The 19542-nt window shown below is 44.2% G+C and carries 13 protein-coding genes; 1 reads left to right on the top strand and 12 read right to left on the bottom strand.

Annotation, left to right across the window (positions count from 1 at the left end):
- Window positions 1-281 precede the first annotated feature (281 nt).
- The 11 genes from ABNK31_RS17685 to ABNK31_RS17635 form a co-directional block, all read right to left on the bottom strand.
- On the bottom strand, window positions 282-1175 hold the full coding sequence (locus ABNK31_RS17685) for an MlaD family protein (protein ID WP_321578983.1): 894 nt from the start codon (window positions 1173-1175) through the stop codon (window positions 282-284).
- A 19-nt stretch (window positions 1176-1194) separates the two neighbouring features.
- Complete coding sequence (locus ABNK31_RS17680) at window positions 1195-2283, bottom strand: N-acetylmuramoyl-L-alanine amidase family protein (protein WP_418893739.1); 1089 nt, start codon at window positions 2281-2283, stop codon at window positions 1195-1197.
- Between the two features lie 359 nt (window positions 2284-2642).
- Window positions 2643-3758 (bottom strand): redoxin domain-containing protein, encoded by a 1116-nt coding sequence (locus tag ABNK31_RS17675; protein ID WP_418893738.1) that lies wholly within the window; start codon window positions 3756-3758, stop codon window positions 2643-2645.
- A 486-nt stretch (window positions 3759-4244) separates the two neighbouring features.
- Window positions 4245-4925, bottom strand: coding sequence for a hypothetical protein (locus tag ABNK31_RS17670; RefSeq protein WP_418893737.1), 681 nt, complete (start codon window positions 4923-4925; stop codon window positions 4245-4247).
- Window positions 4926-5132: 207 nt separating this feature from the next.
- Window positions 5133-5444 carry a hypothetical protein gene (locus ABNK31_RS17665; protein WP_418893736.1) on the bottom strand — a complete coding sequence of 104 codons (312 nt, stop codon included), beginning with the start codon at window positions 5442-5444 and terminating at the stop codon, window positions 5133-5135.
- A gap of 56 nt (window positions 5445-5500) precedes the next feature.
- Window positions 5501-7864, bottom strand: a complete 2364-nt coding sequence (locus ABNK31_RS17660) for a glycoside hydrolase family 3 N-terminal domain-containing protein (RefSeq protein ID WP_418893735.1) — start codon at window positions 7862-7864, stop codon at window positions 5501-5503.
- Window positions 7861-9255: an alpha-L-fucosidase gene (locus ABNK31_RS17655; RefSeq protein WP_418893734.1), complete on the bottom strand. Its 1395-nt coding sequence runs from the start codon at window positions 9253-9255 to the stop codon at window positions 7861-7863. The genes ABNK31_RS17660 and ABNK31_RS17655 overlap by 4 nt, the downstream gene beginning before the upstream one ends.
- 50 nt (window positions 9256-9305) lie before the next feature.
- Window positions 9306-10847 carry a M81 family metallopeptidase gene (locus ABNK31_RS17650; protein ID WP_418893733.1) on the bottom strand — a complete coding sequence of 514 codons (1542 nt, stop codon included), beginning with the start codon at window positions 10845-10847 and terminating at the stop codon, window positions 9306-9308.
- A gap of 167 nt (window positions 10848-11014) precedes the next feature.
- Window positions 11015-12910 (bottom strand): SusD/RagB family nutrient-binding outer membrane lipoprotein, encoded by a 1896-nt coding sequence (locus ABNK31_RS17645; protein ID WP_418893732.1) that lies wholly within the window; start codon window positions 12908-12910, stop codon window positions 11015-11017.
- Window positions 12911-12961: 51 nt separating this feature from the next.
- Window positions 12962-16378, bottom strand: a complete 3417-nt coding sequence (locus ABNK31_RS17640) for a SusC/RagA family TonB-linked outer membrane protein (RefSeq protein WP_418893731.1) — start codon at window positions 16376-16378, stop codon at window positions 12962-12964.
- Window positions 16379-16512: 134 nt separating this feature from the next.
- On the bottom strand, window positions 16513-17511 hold the full coding sequence (locus ABNK31_RS17635; protein WP_418893730.1) for a GntR family transcriptional regulator: 999 nt from the start codon (window positions 17509-17511) through the stop codon (window positions 16513-16515).
- Between the two features lie 227 nt (window positions 17512-17738).
- Here ABNK31_RS17635 and ABNK31_RS17630 point away from each other — a divergent pair, with 227 nt between their 5' ends.
- On the top strand, window positions 17739-18680 hold the full coding sequence (locus ABNK31_RS17630) for an MBL fold metallo-hydrolase (RefSeq protein ID WP_418893729.1): 942 nt from the start codon (window positions 17739-17741) through the stop codon (window positions 18678-18680).
- A gap of 15 nt (window positions 18681-18695) precedes the next feature.
- On the opposite strand, the gene ABNK31_RS17625 is transcribed toward ABNK31_RS17630, so the two are convergent.
- A complete protein-coding gene (locus ABNK31_RS17625) occupies window positions 18696-19478 on the bottom strand; it encodes a TIGR02757 family protein (RefSeq protein WP_418893728.1) in 783 nt (260 codons plus the stop codon).
- Between the last annotated feature and the right edge of the window lie 64 nt (window positions 19479-19542).

Genomic DNA, 19542 nt, shown 5'->3' with positions numbered 1-19542 from the left:
TCCATAAACGATGGTTGAAAAATAGGTCGTTAGTTATCAACACAGTAAAACGAAACATCTCCTTATCAATAAGTTGCAATCATGACATTCTCAAAATAGATTGATTTGCAAAGCAATACTCCACTTCTATTTCAGCAGGAGAAAGTAACGAAAATATTACGATATTGTTACTAAAATTGACTAACTCAAAGCGATTCCATAGGGAAAAGGACAGGCGGCGTTATTTAGAATGATTCTATTTAAACATCGGGGAGCATTTCCCCGATTTGTCCGTCACGTTATCAAAACAACCGGAGCCTTATGCTTAAATAACGACTGGGGTTTTTACGGATATCTTCTAACAACTGGGTCGCATTGTCGAGGGTGCTGGTCAAACTATCATGCAATTGCGTAGTATTTAAAAGCATGCCTAAAGAACTGTCATCGTTATTGATCTTGCCGGATATGCTTCGCAGGTTCGAAACCGTTTCATCAATAGAAGCAAACGTTTTTTGCATTTCCAACTGACTCAACTCCTGACTCACTTCTTTCAAGTCTTCCGACACCCCTGTCAAATTGTGCGTAACAGCCGGCAAGTCTCTTTCGAGGGAGCCCAACAGACTATTCAAGCTTTTACTGGAGCGGTTTAATTGTTGCACGGTCTGCCCTATCCCATCGATCGACCTATTCCACATAGGATTGGATAGCAAAGCGTTCAGCGTTAACACGACTGAGTCGACATGCATCAATATGGAATCAGCTTTCGGCACAACGGCCGCCACCCCATCCATCATCCCGGCTTTTTTAGTGCCCGGTATGGTGTCGCCGGGTTCCAGGTACGTTGTGCTCGGAGGCATTATCAAACTCACATAGGAAGCCCCGAATAAATCGGAACCGAACTCCAAAGAACTTCCCTGGGAAGGACGAAATCCTTCCTCCAAATTAATTTCCACCGCAAATTTCATAGGATTGTCACCGATTCGCTTGACAGAGTTGACCAATCCTATTTGATATCCTTGCACATATACCGGAGAAGAGACATTCAATAAATATACATCTTCGAAAACAGCGATATAGGTATTCTTATTTTTAAAGATATTGATACCTTTCAGAAAATTAATTCCAAAATAGATCATCACCAAACTGGCAATGAAAGCTAATCCGATAAGAGCGTTTCTACTTAAGTTTGTCTTCATATTACGTTAAGAGTGTTTATTATTTAACCCGTTGACCATCGGCAAACTCGATGATAAAAGCGTCTTTAAAATTTTTTTGAACCGTTTTCAACATCCTTTTTATTTCGTTCGGATCGGTCGTTCGCCCATAGGTATATTTATAGATTTGACCATCCATATAAAAATCTACCGGCTCGAGTCCCTTGAAAACCTTTGCTCCGTTTGAGTATTTGCGCGAAGAAGTCAGAAATTGAATGCGATACTCGGTGCCGGCAGTCATCGGAGCGACCGTAGAGGCAGACGACGCCTGCTGGCGGTTCACATTTGTAAATACAGAGTTCTTCTTATCATACTCCCTCTTGTATTCTTTAAACGCAAGGTAAACGGATTTGGCTAAGGAAGATTGTCCTGAAGCACTCTTCATATATTTTTCTTCCTGCGGGTTACTGATGTATCCCAATTCGATCAAAATACTCGGCATTGCCACCTCGCGCAATACCAGAAACCCGGCCTGACGCACATTCCGGTTGGTTCTCCCCGACTGATTAACAAGCTGATTTTGAACCATAGAGGCAAAATATACACTTTGGTCGAGGAACTTGTTAGCCATAAACTCGAAGATAATATACGACTCCGGCTGAGAGGGATCGAACCCCTCGTATTTTGTAGAGTAATCTTCTTCGTACATAATCACCGCGTTTTCGGCTTTAGCCACCTCCAAGTTATCCTTGCTTCGATGCAATCCCAACACAAAGGTTTCTACCCCTTGAGGGGACTTTTTCCTTCGATCCAATGCATTGCAATGAATCGATATAAATAAGTCGGCATGGGCTTTATTGGCAATTTCGGCCCGGCGGTTTAATGCGACAAAATGATCACTCTTCCTGGTATATACAACATCGACATCGGAATGATTGTTCTGAATCAGTTGTCCTACCTGCTTCCCGACAGACAAAACAATATCTTTCTCTCTCGAACTTGCACCTATGGCTCCCGGATCTTTTCCTCCGTGACCAGGATCAATCACCACCGTGAATTTCTCCTTTTGGGCGAATACCTGTTCCGTTACAAAGACCGATAGAAAAACACCCATAAGACAACCCATGATAAGTGCTTTATATCGTTTCATATCCATTTGTTTGTTGCAAAAGTAGGTATAAATTTTAAATTAATCCGCTAATTCAGGTTTTTTAGTTTACAACATCAACAAACAAAGATAAAGTGAAGACTGAAAAAGGACTCAGGCTGTACCGATTCCGACACATCCTGAGTCCTCTCTTCGTATTAAGAAACTGTTTTGAATTTTCCGAATGATCTAATTTTGTTTATTCTTTTATGCTGTTTTTTACCCTTTTTTACGCCTTTGAACTTTCCTTTCTTTCCAATAGCCCGCTATTCGATGCGAAACGAAAGCCCAAATCCATCAAAAAAAACCTAAAAAACACCGCATAAAAAAATTCAAAACAGTTTCTAAGCAGCTAAAAAGAATTATTGAGCAAGCAGCTCATCCAGCTTTTTATGTAACTCTTCGCCTCTCAAATCTTTTTCGATAATGGTTCCGTCCTTGCCGATAAGAACGGTATGAGGAATGCCGTTGATAGCATACAGATTAACGACGGGGCTATCCCAATAGTTGAGATCCGACATTTGCGGCCAGGTAATTTGTAAGTCTTGAATGCCTTTCACCCATTTTTCGTGCTCCTGATCGAGGGAAACGCCTACAACTTCGAAATCTTTATTTTTATATTTTTTGTAAGCTTCCACCACATTGGGCATTTCATCGCGACACGGTCCGCACCAAGAAGCCCAAAAGTCAACCAATACCACTTTCCCTTTTCCGGCATAATCGGAAAGAGAAACGTCTTTTCCCTGAGGATCTTTTAAAGTGAAATCGACAAATTTCTTACCGACGGCAACATTCTCATAATTTTCAAGGCGCTCTACGATCCGTTGAATATTGGCATTCGCCTTAAACTCGTCATCGGTCAAAGCCAGAATTTCTTTCTGCTTTTCGGGACTGAACATCGAAGCCGAAGCCATGAATAGATATTGACCGAGATCGTTTTTTATATTCTCTTTCACAAAATGGAAGTTGAGACTATCGATTTCGCCGCTAATGCGGTCATACGCTACATTTATTTCTTTCTCCAAAGCATCCGTTATTGTTCCTTCGGAATGAGCTTTATTATATTGATCGACTACGCTCCGGATCTCTGTCGTGAGGTCTCTTTGATGAAGACGAAAATCGTTATAGGCATTATTTACCGCTGTTCCTTTGACGGTGATAACCGAATCGAAGTTGATTTCAATCGTACCCGGCTCCACGAGTACCGGAATACGGGACGGTTTTTCGGGGTTAACCGTTTCATCCAACGCAATGAAGCGCAACACAGTAGTATCGGCTTCACCCTTAAGAGTAAACGCATTATCGGTTATCGTAAGAGTGTCGACGGTAACCATTTCATCGCCGCTGATTGCTTGCACGTATACATTTTTTCCTTCGTAAGCAGGATCGGCTACCTTACCCTTAACCGTATAATTCTTACCTTGTTGGCAAGAAAACAAAAGAGCCATCACCGTTAAAAAAAAGACTGTCCTTTTCATTTTTACTTTTTTATATTTATACGGAGCAAAGATAGGCAAAAAAAGTATGTCACCGTGATTTTAAGGATATTTTCTATGAGCGACAATAAAAAAAGGAAATTGCCGTTATTTTCTTACATTCACCCATAGCGGTTACCAATAACATGCATCACGGTTCACATAACAAATTCCGGAACTCCACGAGCGGAGAGGAAGGGAAGAGTCATTATCCTTCATCCCTTTCTCTGATGATTATCCGTCAGGTTGCCGGCTCTTATTGTGTGATGGACAAATTAAGAATTCCTCATAAATGCTTTTTCATGAATTAGATTCCGCTAAGAATCGCATGATAATACGCTTGCCAGTAATGGAGGCGTAACTCCGTTACAGGGGGCGTCGCTCAAAGCGACACTCCCGCTGTAATCATGGCCTCCTTTCTCTTTTTAGCCCTTTGTCACCGGTCTTCACCTATCGGCGTTCGCCATTATTAGGCGTAGCCGTATATCGTCATCCCTTTGTCCCCTTGTCTCCCTCTTCCGGTTCATGTCCGGTACGGTCGATGATGATGCGGGCATTGCGATAATCTTCGTAGAAAGACGTGCCTTCGAAGACCAACATCAGTCGGTCGAGCCGGTCGAGGATGGTGCGGAACTCTTTCTTCAGGGCAGGAAGACTCGATTGGTTAAGCGTCTTGTGCTGCGCCGTCAGCGTGCGGGGAACGGCTTTATACTTGGCGTAGGCATCGATGAGCGTGCGCATCTCCACCGTTTCTTCGGGCGGAACGCCCATCCCCGCAATCGGTTCCTGAATGGAAACCACATCGTCGTAAACGCCGTTGAGCCGTTCGGTAAGAGCCGTTTGCGCCAAACGTGTCAAATCGCTTTTCTGAATATCGAGCTGTTCAAAGAGTTGACGGTTATTGGTCAGCATCGGATACACGCTGGCGCGGCGCGCAACGGAAACCGTTTTGAGAATAGCCGCCATCCGGGCATTCGATTTGTCATCGGTAGCGCCCGAGGTATCTTTCTGTACTTCTTTCATCACGCCGCCGGTAGTGCCGAGGGTGGTGTTCAACAATGCCGCATCCTTTGTTAATTGAGGATAGGGTTCCAACCGGGTGAGATTGGCCTGCATCAGATCATTGGTGGTGTAAGTCATCTCAAAGAAATTCAATGTCTTTTTATCCATTTTCTTTGAAATTTAATAGTTAATAGGACAAAGATAGGACATAAGTTGACCCGTTATTCAACTTTAATTTACTTTAACTCTCTAAAGTTGCATTACGACATATTTATATTAAAGAATATCCCCATCTATCAAGTTAAGATACATTTATTCTGGTATATAGCACTATTTTGTTTTTTTAATTCTATCATTTCGAAGTCCATCCGATATTCATTGCATTCGTTTCACTCTTTCATGCATTACAAACGTATCATCATGTATAAAGGTCAACATCACTTGCACGACTGTCAGAATCCAATGTTTGAAATCCGATATCGATTGCAGTCCTGCCAATGTTAATTGCGAGACCGACAATATCAACTGCAAGGTATCCAATCTCAAATGAACACCGGTTGAATGTACTTGCACAATAGTCAATAGCATTTGCATTCCATTCAGAAGAAAATGCATTAACTGCAATATCGATTTAGCGACCTCAGACATCGATTGCACGACCATTACAATCAATTTAGAAGGTGACAAAATCAAATTTTTCCGGTTACGCGCCCCTTGCACTCCCAACCGATACACGCGTTATATCATCTTTCGCCATTTCCTTTCCACCGGAAGGTTCCGTTCAACCGGATATCGCTTGCCGAAGCGCCGATCAGTACAGTGAAGTCGCCCGGCTCAGCCTTTCGCACCAAATACAGGTTATAGAACGCCAGATCGTCTTCATTTAAGACGAACGAGATTTGCTTCGACTCGCCTTTACGCAAACCGAGGCGACGGAAGTCCTTTAATTGGATCGGCGGCGTAACAACCGAACTGACGTCATCCCTAAGATATAACTGCACGACTTCGTCGCCGTCACGCTCTCCCGTATTGGTTACGGTGCAACGGATATTGACGGTAGTATCGTCTACTTGAATAGACAGCGCATCGTAACGAAAAGACGTGTAACTCAAGCCATATCCGAACGGAAACAACGGGGAACTACTTTCTTCGACATAATCGGCCTGCTTACCCAACGAATAGTACACCGGCAACTGTCCCACCGATCTCGGCACCGATACCGGCAGACGGCCTGCGGGATTGTAGTCGCCGAACAGGATATCGGCTATAGCGTGCCCGCCTTCCTCCCCGGGATACCACGCCGTGAGCAACGCACCGGCTTTTTGCAAGGCAAGGTTCATATTAAGCGGCCGCCCCTGAATATACACGACAATGAGCGGCTTGCCGGTTGCAGCAAGCGCATCGAGCAGTTCGAGTTGGTCGCCCATCAGGTCGAGCGTGCTGCGGTCGTACCCTTCACCCGACTCCATGTCGGAGAGCACATCCTCTTTCTGCACCGTCACCGTAGCGGCTCCCGTGGCGATATACTCGGTTTTGAAATCCCGGGCACTCGATCCGCCGACCACCAGCACGACCGCATCGGATTGCCGCGCGATCCGCACCGCACCGGCAATATCGCTTTGCGTCGTGTCGCGTACGGCGCATCCCCGAGCATAACGGACAACGGTCTCCGGGCCGACTGCGGCACGTATGCCATCGAGGACGGTAACGATGTCCGATCGCTTTTGCGGCGCCGTATAATCGCCTAATTGGTTATACAGGTTATCGGCATTGGGTCCGATGACGGCAATAGATCCGATAGTCTTCGACAACGGCAATAAGCCCTCCTCGTTTTTCAACAACACGGTTCCCTGCCGCGCCACTTCGCGCGCCAACCGCTTATGCTTGTCGTTGTGCACAAAACGGGCTGCTTGTGCGGGATCGACATAGGGATTTTCGAACAGTCCCATCCCGAATTTCAACGCCAACACATTCGCAACCGCCCGGTCGATATCGGCCATCGTCACCAAATCATCTTCCAACGCCTGCTTCAGGTTATTCCCGAATGCCTTACCGCCCAAATCGACATCCAATCCGGCCTGCAAGGCTATCGCCGCCGCATATTGAATGTCGGGGGCCATGCGATGTGTCGTGGCAAGGCCTTCGATACTGCCGAGATCCGAAAAGACAAATCCGTCGAACCCCCATTGCCCGCGCAGGATATCGGTTAAAAGGAAATTATTTCCCGTAGAAGGAATACCGTCGATGGAATTATAAGAAGTCATAATGGTTTTGGCGCCCGCACCGATGGCGATCCTGAACGGCTCGAGATGATCGGAAAACAGCTCGCGCAAGCCGATATTCGCCTTTTGGCCGTTATGTCCTCCCGAAGGAATGCCATAAGCAGCAAAATGCTTGAGGGTGGAATAGACATGGCGTCCGTCGCGGAAGTCATCGCCCTGCAATCCCTTTACGAAAGCGCTGCCGATGATGCCCGTCAACACAGGATCTTCGCCGAATGTTTCCTCCATTCTCGACCACCGGGGATCGCGCGCAACATCCAGAATAGGGCCGTAGCCGATATGCGCTCCCTGCAAACGCGCCTCGGCTGCAATAGCGGTAGCCATTTGCTCTATGAGGTCAGGATTGAATGTCCCCGACTGTGCCAAAGAGGTGGGAAAAACCGTCGTCCCGATGGCCATATGCCCGTGGGGGCACTCCTCGGCAAAGAGCAGCGGAATGCCCAGACGCGTGTGCTCCATGGCATACCGTTGCAACTCATTGAGTGCTTTCGCCGCCAGCTCAGGGGTCAGTCCCGTTTCGAGCGTTTTACGTGTCCAGGGGTCGGCACGAAGCGTAGCCCAAAACAGCCCTACCGGCATGTCCTGCATCTTTTCTTTGAAAGCGGATGATACGCGCACGGTGTGACCGTCGACTTTTTCGTACATTTCCCATCCCGTCGGACTGCATAGCTGACCGATCTTTTCCTCGACGGTCATCCGTGCAAGCAGGTCTTTCACCCGTTCATCGACCGGCGCGGAGGAGTCTTTATATCCTTTTTGCGCAAAAGAGAATTGAATTACGGCGCATAAACAACACCACACCATTATTCGGAGATTACACTTCATCGTTCTATATCTTTTTGATATGTAAAAACAAGCGGCAAGGTAGTTTTATTTTTCATTTTCGGCAAGGTTATCCGAGTTTTGTTATCGACAAGGCGCCATTTTACAGGCTTGTTGGTTTGCAGGCATATCATCTTAGTCCCTCTGACCGGAGCATTCCCTTCCCATTCGATAAAGTCAGGCGATTCCTCTCCGTGCGGCGGAATATAATGAGCATAGAGAGTTTGCGGATCTTTCGCGGCGGTAAACCAGACATTTCCGCTATGATATTGCGGAGTGATACGCGTATGATAAATGCCGCGGCCGTTGATGTCGAGCCAATCCCCAATCTGCTTTAGGATAACAGCCACTTCGGGCTGAATGAGGCCTTGCGGCGTGGGCCCTACCCCGAGCAAGAGATTTCCTCCTTTCGCCGTGACTTCGATCAACAAAGCGATGACCTCGGCCGGCGACTTGAACTTCGCGTCGGGAATCCATCCCCAATCGCTGCTCAAGGGGATGCAACTCTCCCACGGATAGGGAAACTGTTCGGCAGGAATCGACCGTTCGGGCGTTTGATAATTCTCATATTTTCCCCGGATGGTACGGTCGACAATCAGCATTCCGGGTTGATTGCGGCGCGCCATAGCGGCGATGTCATCCATTCCGATATCCTGGCGGGGAGCAGCTACCCATCCGCCGTCGAGCCAAAGGATGTCGAGGTCGCCGTAGCCGGTCATCAACTCTTCAATTTGATGATAGGTAAACCGGCGGAAATTCTCCCAGCGTTGCGGATGACGTTCGATTTTATAGTTGACATTCCGGTTGGGCGTAGCATAATAGTCCCACCAGTAATTCTGGCTATGCCAGTCGGGTTTTGAGAAGTAAGCCCCCACCATGAAATCTTTTTTACGGAAAGCCTCGAATACGAAACGCGCCGCATCGGCCTTCGGATGATTCCCGAACGGCCCGTGCGCGATGGAAAAATCGGTTTCCTTGCTGTCGAACAGACAAAAGCCGTCATGGTGTTTTGTGGTGAAGATCGCATACTTCATTCCCGCCTGCTGCATGACTTCGCTCCATTGATCGGGATTGAAATCGACCGGATTAAAACGATCCTTCAGTCCCCAGTACCATTTCTTATAATCTTCATACGAGAGGGTACTGTCTCGCGGTATCCAATCGACATCCTCCGAGCAAATCGACCACGACTCCACAATGCCGGGCACCGAATAGAGTCCCCAATGGAACAATACCCCAAATTTCAGGTCCTGCCAGCGGTCGAGTTTCTCCAGCACGTCTTTTTCTTCCGGCCACACATATCCGTGCGACCGTTCATGCACAAAGCCCTGTTGCGCCTGCAACGCATTCGACAACAGCAATGTACATAAAATAATCAATTGTTTTTTCTTCATAATTTATTTATCTCACTTGATGATTATTATCCGGAATAAAAAATTTCTCATTATTGTTTAATTTCATCCGACGAGGAAATGAAGCGGGCGCTTAAGTCCGGATCGGCCATATCGGCGTCTAACGGATAAATAGGACGGTTCAGCCGTTTATAATCCAACCGCAGCAAATCCTGATCCACGCCGCCCGGAGTGGAAGCCATAATCCAATCGGCACGCATGTTGTACAAGTCCGGTTCCAGATACCCGATCTTTACGACGACAATATCCGCTTCGCGCGGATGAAGGCCCAAACGGGTAAAAGCTTCCTCGGTATGATAGCCTTTGCGCCTTTCGGTGACGATAACCGAAATAGTACCGCATTTCACCACCACTTCGGTTTTGGCATCGATGTTCCCTTTCTCGATAGCCGTAATCGTTCCTTTTAAGCGGATGGGTGGGGCATAGCGGTTATCGACCGCCGCGCCGGCTTCCGCATCAATCTCCCCGCCGACACCTATTTCCAATGCTTTCTTTACAAACTCTTCGCCGGGAATAGAGGCGTATATCAATGATTTGCCCGTCGGCGAGCGGAATTCGGGCCGCTTGAATATTTCGTGCAGCATCCAGGTAACATCGCCCGCACCTCCCGCGGTCGGATTATCGCCCATATCGCTGATGATAAAAGGCTTTACGGTACTTGCCAGGGCCTTGTCCAGGCATTCGTCCAAAGGGGCTGTGGGGGCAACGAATTCGAACTCTTTCCGTACTTTCCAGAAGTGTGCGGCGAGTTTTTCGGCTGCTTCGGCAACCGCCTCCTTATCGTCTCCGTAGGTCACCACGACGCCGTGGTTGCGGGGTTCGTCGGCCCAGGGATATGACATCCATATCGAAGCATCGATCACATCGTCTTTACGGATAACGCCCGGAATTCCGGCATAGAGGCTTTTTGCCGGCTCGATGCGCGTACTGGTCTTTTCGCCCGGCAACAGAATGGGAACGGGTATCCATGCTTTGTAGGCCGGTTTCCCTTTTCCGTTCTCCAGACGGTCGAGCAAGTTGGTGACCGCTCTTTTTTTCGTTTCGATAGCATCTTCATGCGGAGCCAGACGGTAACAGGTGATTAAATCTGTGTTTTGCGCCAGGCGGGGCGATACGCTCCCATGCAAATCCATCGAAGTGGAAACGAGCACGTCTGTTCCGATTAATTGACGGATGCGCACTAAAAAATCTCCTTCCGGATCGTCCAGTCCCTGCACGCTCATCGCTCCGTGGATATCGAAAAACAAGCCGTCGAGGGGAAGACGGTCTTTCAACATATCCAACGTTTTAGTTACGAGCGATTCGTATGCTTCGCGGGTAACGATACCGCCCGGCATGGCGTGTCCGCGCAGGGTGGGGAGCCAGGTAGCCCGGTCGATGATTCCCGAATCGGGAGCGAAGAAAGGATAATAGGTGAATACACTGTCGCCCACGCGTGTTTTAAAGGCTTCTTCGTGCGAAACTGCGGGTGAGAACGTGCTCGACTCGATGGCGATGCCGGCGATGGCGATGCGAGGCAGGTCGGATTGAGTGGTTTGACAACCAGCGCCTAATAATGATAATGTTACTATCATCCATAAAATTGAAAAAAACTTTTTCATCTATTTTTTCATTTAACTATTTTCTAATATTCAATTTTTTTCAGACATTCTCTTTTTTCGAAGATTCAAGATATTCTTTGCTACAGATAAAAATACCAGGGATAAAATAATATATCCCTGGTATTTTACTAAAGAAAATATTACATTTTTGGACCTTCACCCCATTGAGGAGCTCCTATATCTTGCCACAGACGCTCAGAGTTAAGAATAACCCCAGAACCAACCGATAGTCCTTGCTCTTCATAAGAATGAGTCATTATGTCATGCATTAAATCAGTAGGAGTCGGTTTATTTAATGCCATACGACGAGGAATAGACGTTGTGGAAACTTGTGTATAAGTCGTACGAGGCAATATTGCCGAACCGATTTTAGGTATACCTGAACGGCGTGCTGTTGTGTACTGGTCGACCGGTTGCATAGAAAAATGGATTATTTGCTGTAAATACACTTTTTCCAGATCTTGAGTTTTGTCTCCTGTTAATTGATAGGCAGGCTTTGACATCATGGTAGTGATTTCACCATCGACCAAATCAATTGCCTTTTCATACGGATCGTAATTTCCATAAGTTGTTCCGTAATAGGGAATCTTATTTTTCCCGGCCAACCTGTCGTACTCCTTTACGGAAGCTTCCAGCGCGCTATTGAAGTAAGTCTCTGCCGTGTTAGGAAGTGTCGCTCCTAATAGGGCAAATTCAGCCAGATATAAATTCACTTCGGCCGAAGTCATGTATATTCCCCACCATGGAACATCTTCTTTATCTTGGATAGCTGCGTCGCCGGGAATAATAGGATAGCTAAAATCAAATCGTCCGTGGAGCATCTCCGTTTGAAACATGGAATAGGGACGATAAGTATGATTATCATCATATTTGCTTCGTACGGTATAATTGAACCAATCTCCATACAAGTCTGCCTGTTGTCCCGCATCAAAAGCCAACGGTAACCCGTAATAACGCACCCATGGCTCTCCAGCTCCTTTCCAGCCTTTGAATTGATAAATACCGTCAGCATCTATTTCATAATCTACATTATCCAGGATGTAACGGGGAACGTCTTTATGCTTTTTAGTATCTGCTTGCTTTTTAGTATCGAAAAACAATTGGACAACTTTTGAATTCCATGCGTTCTTCGTATAAATAAAACGTACACGCGGATCGCGGTTCTCTACCAGGAAGTTCATCATTGTCTGAGAAGCTCCCACACCTCCCAAAACGGAATTTTCCCAATGATAGGCATAATCCCTGTTGGCTGTACTGCTTACGGCCTTGTTAAACAAAAAATCCTCCGATTCATTGCTGATAACACCAACAGGGGAAGTCGCTACGGTCTTCGCAATTTCCAGTGCTTTGGCACGATCCTGATTAATCAAACGAGCAGCAATTTTCAGCTTTAAAGAATTCGCCAGTTTAGCCCAGTTTTCGGCCTTGCCTTTATAAACAATATCCTGAGCAGGCAAAAACACTTGTCCGGTCGAGGTGGTCAATACCTTCATATCATCATCGAGATTCTGTAGCCACAAGTCATACAAATCTTTCACCCGATCGTACTTCGGAGTTAATGTACCTCCATGAGCGGCTTGGGCGGCTTCGGTATAGGAAATATCGCCTGTAAAATCGGTATCGAAAATACCCATATATACGCATAATACATCTAAAGCTGCTGCATATTGCGCATATTTGGCGCTTTCTTCTTCCGGCATTTTCGACCGTACATATTTCAAGTCGTTGGCATATTTCAACACATCAATCGATTTGAAACTCTGCGCCGGAGCTCCATCTGCGAGAGTTGAAGTAACTCCTCCCGTAGACACACCCGTTTGCACCCATTGGAAAATTTCAGAAGCATTGTAAAACCAGTACAGATACCCTTGAGGTTCAAATTCAAGAATGCCTTGAGTAAAAAGATAAGAAGGATTGCCGGTGGTCACGGTCGTCGGGTCCGTATTGACATCGGCAAAATCATCTTTGCAACTTATCGTCCAAAAAGAGGCAGAGATTATCGTTAAAACGATTATCAAATATTTCATTTTTTTCATTTTATTCCGTAATTATAATTGTTTTTCTTTCATCCTATAAATCCATTTTTATCAAAAACCTATATTTACCGTAAAAGTAAAACTGGAAGTAACGCCCTGGAATGAACGTACTCGGAATTCTGCGGCAGCCGTCCCGCTCACAGCTTCGGGATTCTCTCCATTAGGCATACTGTTTAGCAAGTAACCTAAATTATATCCGTCCAATATCAGATTCATGTTTTTTACGTTCATCTTTTCGCAGAAGTTTCTGGGAACACTGTAACGGAGAGACACATTCCGCAAAGCGATATAGTTAAGCTTTCTAACCCAATCATCCGACACAATTCCATAGTTACGTCCCGCCATTGTCCAAGCATTATTCCGGTAAGTCCAAGCCGAAGAATGTGTGGGTTCGATAACTCCTTTATCAATCAGTTCTTGGTACGACTCACCTATTTGAGAAACGCCGCCTTTACTAACGGTATAAGATTCGGCAACTTTTCCTTCCTTATCATAACGTTGGGTGATGACAGTCCCTTCGGGAATAATTCCTTGAGGAATCACTCCGTCATGATATGTTAACCCGTCGAATCTAGATGTCCACGTAAGACCGCCATATCCCGGAGCGCCGGTAACCGATCGATCCGTAAAACCATAAGCGGTACCGTAACGGGAATTATAAGAAGCGACATATCCTCCGAAACGCATATCTAATGCTATATGCAACGACCAGTTTTTGTATTTTAAGTCTGTAGAAACAGAACCTAAAAAGTCAGGTACCATAGATCCTATTTCCTTAATCTCTGTTTCGTTGCGCAAGTAATGGGCGCGTCTTGAAGTATCGGTCCAAACTAAAACCGGCAATCCCGACGTTTGGTCAATCTTTTTCTCACTGTCGGTCAATAATGTTCCGTAGGCAGATCCTACTTTTGCCACAGAACCGATACGATAGTTGCCATAAGCGACATCTCCGTTTAGAGGGATATAATCCGCTACATTTTCGTGTAACGAAATGATTTTATTATCGTTTCGAGTATACGTAAGTCCTAAACCCCATTCCCAATCTCTCGTTTGCACCGGGATTAAATTTGCGGCGACTTCGAGACCTTTATTCTGAATATTACCGGCATTAATCAATTGCTGCGTCCTTCCCGATTGATAAGGGATAGAAATCTGCATAATCTGATCATATGTATTCTCTTTATAATAAGTAAAATCAAGACCAAAACGATTATCGACAAAGCGCCAATCTAATCCTATTTCCCAAGCATTTTTACGTTCCGGTTTCAAATTTGCCGCATTCATGATTGAGGGGATGGATAGGCCGTAATAAGTGGAACTTGATGACGTATGGGATGTCAACGAATAGGCTGTATTAATAGCATACGGATTAGTATCGTTTCCTACCTGTGCCCATGATCCCCGAATCTTGGCAAACGATATCCAGTCAGGAAGTTTGTCTCGGAATGAATTCGTTATAAGCCATGCCGCATTAACGGACGGATAAAAATAAGAATAGGTTCCATGTCCATCGCTATATACCAATGAAGATGACCAATCGTTACGTCCCGTTATATCCATGAAGAGTTGATCTTTCCAACTCGTTCCAGCCTGAAAAGCCATAGAAAACATTTTTTTTGTATCGGAAATCAGCGCTGAATATTCCGGTATCTCTTTGGAGTTACCGATAAAAAATTGATTGGGAACAACCAGTCCGCCGACGGTATTCATTCTTTGAGACTGAAGAAAATTTTCATAATATTCACCGCGTAAGAATCCATTTACCGTCCAATCGCCGAATGTTTTATTCGCAATAAAGTTGGCATTCAGATTGGTTTGCTCTTTCGAGTTTAATTTCATTTCATACTTGCCGGTAGGATTATTAATATCGGTACTGGCCTCTTTACCTTCATAGCGTGTGTAGTAATAATTGTAACTTCCTTCGGTATTGAATTTCAACCAGTCCAATAAGTCTACTTCCAATTTTACAACAGGACGCACAGAAGTTTCTTTCTGCTCATATTCATTTTCATAAAGAGACCACCAAATATTTGCTGCCGGCATATTGGCATACTGATCGTTATAAGTAGAACTTGCCAGCCCCATAGCGCCCCTGTATTTATCTTTGGAATAGGATGGATCATAGGAACGTCCCCAATTTCCATCAACAAATTTTTCCCCGATATTTCTTAAAGGGTTTTTAGGCAGGGAATTTGCAAAAGCCATACTAATATCCAGTTTTACCTTATCTGTTATTTTATGGGAGGCTTTACCTAAAAATGACAATCGTTGAAATTGGTTATTCGGCAAAATACCAGTAGCATATTTATAGGACAATGAGGTGTAAAATGTCGTTTTATCATTGCCTCCACTAATCGTCAAGTTGGTGTTTGAATTAAAACCTGTGTCATAAGCCTCTTTAAAATTGTTCCGAACAGGATTGTAAGATCTATATGTTCCATCATAATATTCCACTTCGCGTCCATCAAATTGAGGACCGAAGCTTGCTCCTTGATTTGGCAACAAAGTGAAACGGCCGTCATCATTTAGCTGATATTGACGAAAGTTGTCATATGTATAGTATTTTCCGTTCTCATCTTTTTCACCATAATCTACATTTGGAGCTAATGTTCCGTTACCGAATACATTCTGCAATCGAGGCTGCGACGTTAGTGCATCCACACCAAACGTTTGCGAAAATTGAATGCCAAGTCCTTGTCCGGCTTTTCCGCTTTTTGTTGTAATAACAACAGCACCGTTCAGTCCACGAGAACCGTATAAGGCCGTAGCGGCAGCTCCCTTCAGTACCGATACGGTTTCAAAATCATCGGGATTTAGATTTTTCAGTTCATTCCCATAATCACTTGGTTCGGAATCCCAGTCCGGATTACCTTCTTTTATATCATTTGAAAGTATTACCCCGTCAACAACATAAATCGGCTGATTATTCTTGCCAAGAGTAGAAGCTCCACGAATTAAAATCTTGGTAGAACCGAATAATCCACCATCCGAATTAGCAATTTCCACGCCGGCAACCTTCCCTTGTAATGCTGATACCGGATTAATTAAATTCGTGTTTAAATTCTCGCCTTTCAGTTCGGTCATAGCATATCCCAATGCTTTGGAGGACCGCTTCATTCCTAATGCCGTAACAACCACTTCATCTAAGACTTCATCATCTGACTCCATAATCAAGTCGATAGTTGTTTTTCCGTTTACAGGTATGGATTGTGTTATCATCCCTACATAACTGAATTGCAACGTCGCATCAGCCGGGACATTGCTTAAAAGATACCGACCATCGATATCGGTAATCGTACCCAGCGAAGGATTGCCTTCAACTACAATACTTGCTCCGATAACCGGTTCATTATTTGCATCCGTTACCGTGCCCCGGACGGTAATATTCTGTGCAAACATAGCAATGGACACCATCCATATACCTATGGATAGTAGCCCCTTCCATTTAAAAGAATTTTTTTTCTTCATCCTTCTTTGATTAATGATTATTAGTAATAAATTGATTTAAAAACACGGATAAGTCAAAAGATTTCATAGAAGTCTCTTCCTTATTCTTTCTTTATTAATCGTGCTGAACTGTGCTGATAACAAGCGAAAAAAATTTAAAATGAATTTCTTTTCACTATAGTCGTTGGCAGATATGTTTGCACAGCAGTATCGTGCAAAACAAAATCAGCCGCAATGCGCCCCATTTCTTCCCAGTCTATGCTGATGCTTGAAATGCCATCCTCTACAATTTCATAAAAGGGATTTTCATTATAGGCTAAAAGGCCATAATTCCGTCCCGATTTCAAATAGTCTAACCGGGCTTTTTTTATAATATTGACCACATCTTGCTGTTTAATAACAATATAAAAATAGTTTTCATTTACTTGAAAAGCCTTTGGTATTTCATCCACAACCTCCCACTCAAAGTGATTCCGTGTGCAGAAACGGCTGAAACAGGCTATGCTGCTCCTCGGATGTTTATGAGTCTTGTTAATAACATATACAATTTTTTTATAGATAGATAAATCCTCTTTGATCGATTCGAGGGCCTGTTCAAAAGATTCATCAAAATCCTGGCAAACATAATAATATCCGTTCTTGTCAAATTTACCAAAGTCCAACAACAATAACTTTTTCTTGTCGATCTGCGTAAGGATATTTGAAAATTCCTCATTATGATAATTCATTATCAGATATTTATTATACTTCCCGACAGAATTAACAACTACTTCGTTAAAGAGCTCTTCATTGAATTGATGAAACCATAGATCGACTTTATAAGCCGCCCCTAATTCTGCGATCAAGGTATTATACAGGACTTCCTTGAAAGGTGTATATTCATCCAGCAACAGCAATACATTTTTAACATTGGAAGCCACATAATAACCTTTCCCGGGAATTGAATCGATAATCTTGCGCGTTTTCAGTTCCGAAAAAGCTTTAAAAACAGTATCCCTTGAAACCTCATATTTTTCTTTGAGGTAGTTTATAGACGGCAAACTATCTCCAACTCTATATTCATTCGTAGAAATAGATAGTTGCAAATAATCGATCAACTGCTGTACTTTTGTGCCTTTATGATCAAAATCAATATCCATTTTAGCTCTCTCCATCGCACTATGCTGTGCTATGCTGATACAAAAGTACACGATATACTTCGAAAAGAAGTAAAAAATAAACATGTTTTACAACATGTTTTTACAGATTCTTTCTACGGGCGCTTTTTTTTGTATTTCATGAAACGGGTCTTAAAAAAAACCAAGCTATCTTATCGGAAGCCAACAATATAAAGGGTTAAGTGTTGAAAGGATATGTTGTTTTATTAATACAAAATCAATCAATGAATAGAAAAGATTTCTTGCGTACATCAAGCCTCTTAGGTATCGGTTTTTCGTTTCCTTCATTATCTTTAGCCTCTCTCGGACAGAAGAAAGAGGAAGATAAAACGATTTACTCTTCTGTTTTCTCTGTCGATATAGAACATTTACGAAAACTATCGAACGTGATTGCAGGAGATTTACCGACGAGAATAAACGTGACTAAAGTGGCCGACACGATCCGTCCCGCGAATGTCGTGGTCGAAGGAGAAAATCCGGATGAAAAAATGACTTTATCCAGAACCGTATACCAAGTGATATTTCCCCAAGGAACAATCATGTTAGACTCAGGGATGGACTTGGAAACGCATCGGACATTCGGAAAAACAATCGAGCCTTATTACCCTGAAAACTTCGAGAATGTGAAGGCGGCTTTAAATAAAGCCAATTTGATTATACTGACCCATTATCATGCCGACCATTCCGCGGGCGTCATCCGTTCCGAAAAAATCGATGAACTAGCTTATAAAGTGTGGGTATCAAAAGACACAGCCGAGCTATTAATACACAAACCGCATAAACCAACGGTTGAGATAAGTGCTGAAAAAGTTCATCAATTCATTCTGGTGGATTTCGAAACGTATTATCCTATTGCGCCCGGAATCGTCGTGTTTAAAGCTCCCGGACACACCATCGATTCAAAGATGATCTATATCCGCTTAGCGGATGGGCGGGAATTTATTCACAGTGTGGATAGCGGATGGTCGATGCAGAATATTCTAAAAGAAAAGATGAAAAATGCTTCGTGGGTCAGCGAAAATGAAGAGCAGCTACGGGCACAGTACAAATGGTTGAACCGGTTGATGAAAACAGAGAAAAACATCACGGTACTTTGCTCCCACGATAATGAACAATACAACGATTTCATTCGGAAAGGGATTCTTGGAAACGGATTAACAATTTGATCGACCCTTTTCTATCTACAACCCATAGAGTTCTTTTTCGATAGACAAGCCGAATAACGCGAAATCATATTTTACCGGATCACGCGGATCCAGAAGGCGAAGATTTCGGGTTAACTCCATCGCAGCTTTCCAATCGATTTGCTTACGGGCCAATAAACCAAAGTGACGGGCGGTCCTTTCGACATGTACATCAATCGGGCAGATGAGGGCGGAGGGATTTATCTTCTTCCAAATTCCGAAATCAACGCCTCTGTTATCCGACCGCACCATCCACCGAAGGAACATATTCAAGCGCTTACAGGCAGACTGTCGCGCAGGGGTGGCGATGTGTTTTCGGGTACGGATAGGGGCATCGGGATCGTCAAAAAAAGATTTTTCAAACCGGATCAACGAGTTTTCCATATCCAAGAAGCCCGCATCGCCGGCAAATGCTTGTTCCAAACTCTCGTGATGAGAATAATGTTGATGCAAAAAATGAACAAAATACAACAAGTCGGTATCGTTAAACGTACGATGTTTAAAACCCAATAAGCCTTTTAAATCTTCGGAAGAATGATGGAGGATAAACTCATACGGCTCATTCCCAAAACGGTTTATTAAATCGGAGCATTTGGCAATAATCGTTTTTCGTTGTCCCCAAGCCAACATCGCGGCGAAAAAGCCCATAATTTCGATATCTTGCTTTCGGGTGAAACGATGGGGAATGCTAATCGGATCATTCTCGATAAACAAAGGCGTATTATAAACTTCCGCTTTATAATCAAGAAGATCTTTTAAGTGTTGTTGCAAAAGAAACATACCTTTTTGAATTATTCCCTGCAAAAGTAATCCTAATTATTAAAAACATCTTAAATTTGCAACA

Origin of the sequence: Limibacterium fermenti, assembly GCF_041902845.1 — a bacterium.
Classification (GTDB): domain Bacteria; phylum Bacteroidota; class Bacteroidia; order Bacteroidales; family Dysgonomonadaceae; genus Limibacterium; species Limibacterium fermenti.
Note: the sequence above shows the minus strand (reverse complement) of the source record. Positions and strands in the feature narration are given on the sequence as shown.

Excerpts from the sequence above, each read along its gene's own strand:
- ABNK31_RS17685 (WP_321578983.1), bottom strand. The coding sequence starts at position 1,175 with ATGAAGACAAACTTAAGTAGAAACGCTCTTATCGGATTAGCTTTCATT.
- ABNK31_RS17655 (WP_418893734.1), bottom strand. The coding sequence starts at position 9,255 with ATGAAGAAAAAACAATTGATTATTTTATGTACATTGCTGTTGTCGAAT.
- ABNK31_RS17635 (WP_418893730.1), bottom strand. The coding sequence starts at position 17,511 with ATGGAGAGAGCTAAAATGGATATTGATTTTGATCATAAAGGCACAAAA.
- ABNK31_RS17675 (WP_418893738.1), bottom strand. The coding sequence starts at position 3,758 with ATGAAAAGGACAGTCTTTTTTTTAACGGTGATGGCTCTTTTGTTTTCT.
- ABNK31_RS17645 (WP_418893732.1), bottom strand. The coding sequence starts at position 12,910 with ATGAAAAAAATGAAATATTTGATAATCGTTTTAACGATAATCTCTGCC.
- ABNK31_RS17630 (WP_418893729.1), top strand. The coding sequence starts at position 17,739 with ATGAATAGAAAAGATTTCTTGCGTACATCAAGCCTCTTAGGTATCGGT.
- ABNK31_RS17625 (WP_418893728.1), bottom strand. The coding sequence starts at position 19,478 with ATGTTTCTTTTGCAACAACACTTAAAAGATCTTCTTGATTATAAAGCG.
- ABNK31_RS17640 (WP_418893731.1), bottom strand. The coding sequence starts at position 16,378 with ATGAAGAAAAAAAATTCTTTTAAATGGAAGGGGCTACTATCCATAGGT.
- ABNK31_RS17680 (WP_418893739.1), bottom strand. The coding sequence starts at position 2,283 with ATGAAACGATATAAAGCACTTATCATGGGTTGTCTTATGGGTGTTTTT.
- ABNK31_RS17660 (WP_418893735.1), bottom strand. The coding sequence starts at position 7,864 with ATGAAGTGTAATCTCCGAATAATGGTGTGGTGTTGTTTATGCGCCGTA.
- ABNK31_RS17650 (WP_418893733.1), bottom strand. The coding sequence starts at position 10,847 with ATGATAGTAACATTATCATTATTAGGCGCTGGTTGTCAAACCACTCAA.
- ABNK31_RS17670 (WP_418893737.1), bottom strand. The coding sequence starts at position 4,925 with ATGGATAAAAAGACATTGAATTTCTTTGAGATGACTTACACCACCAAT.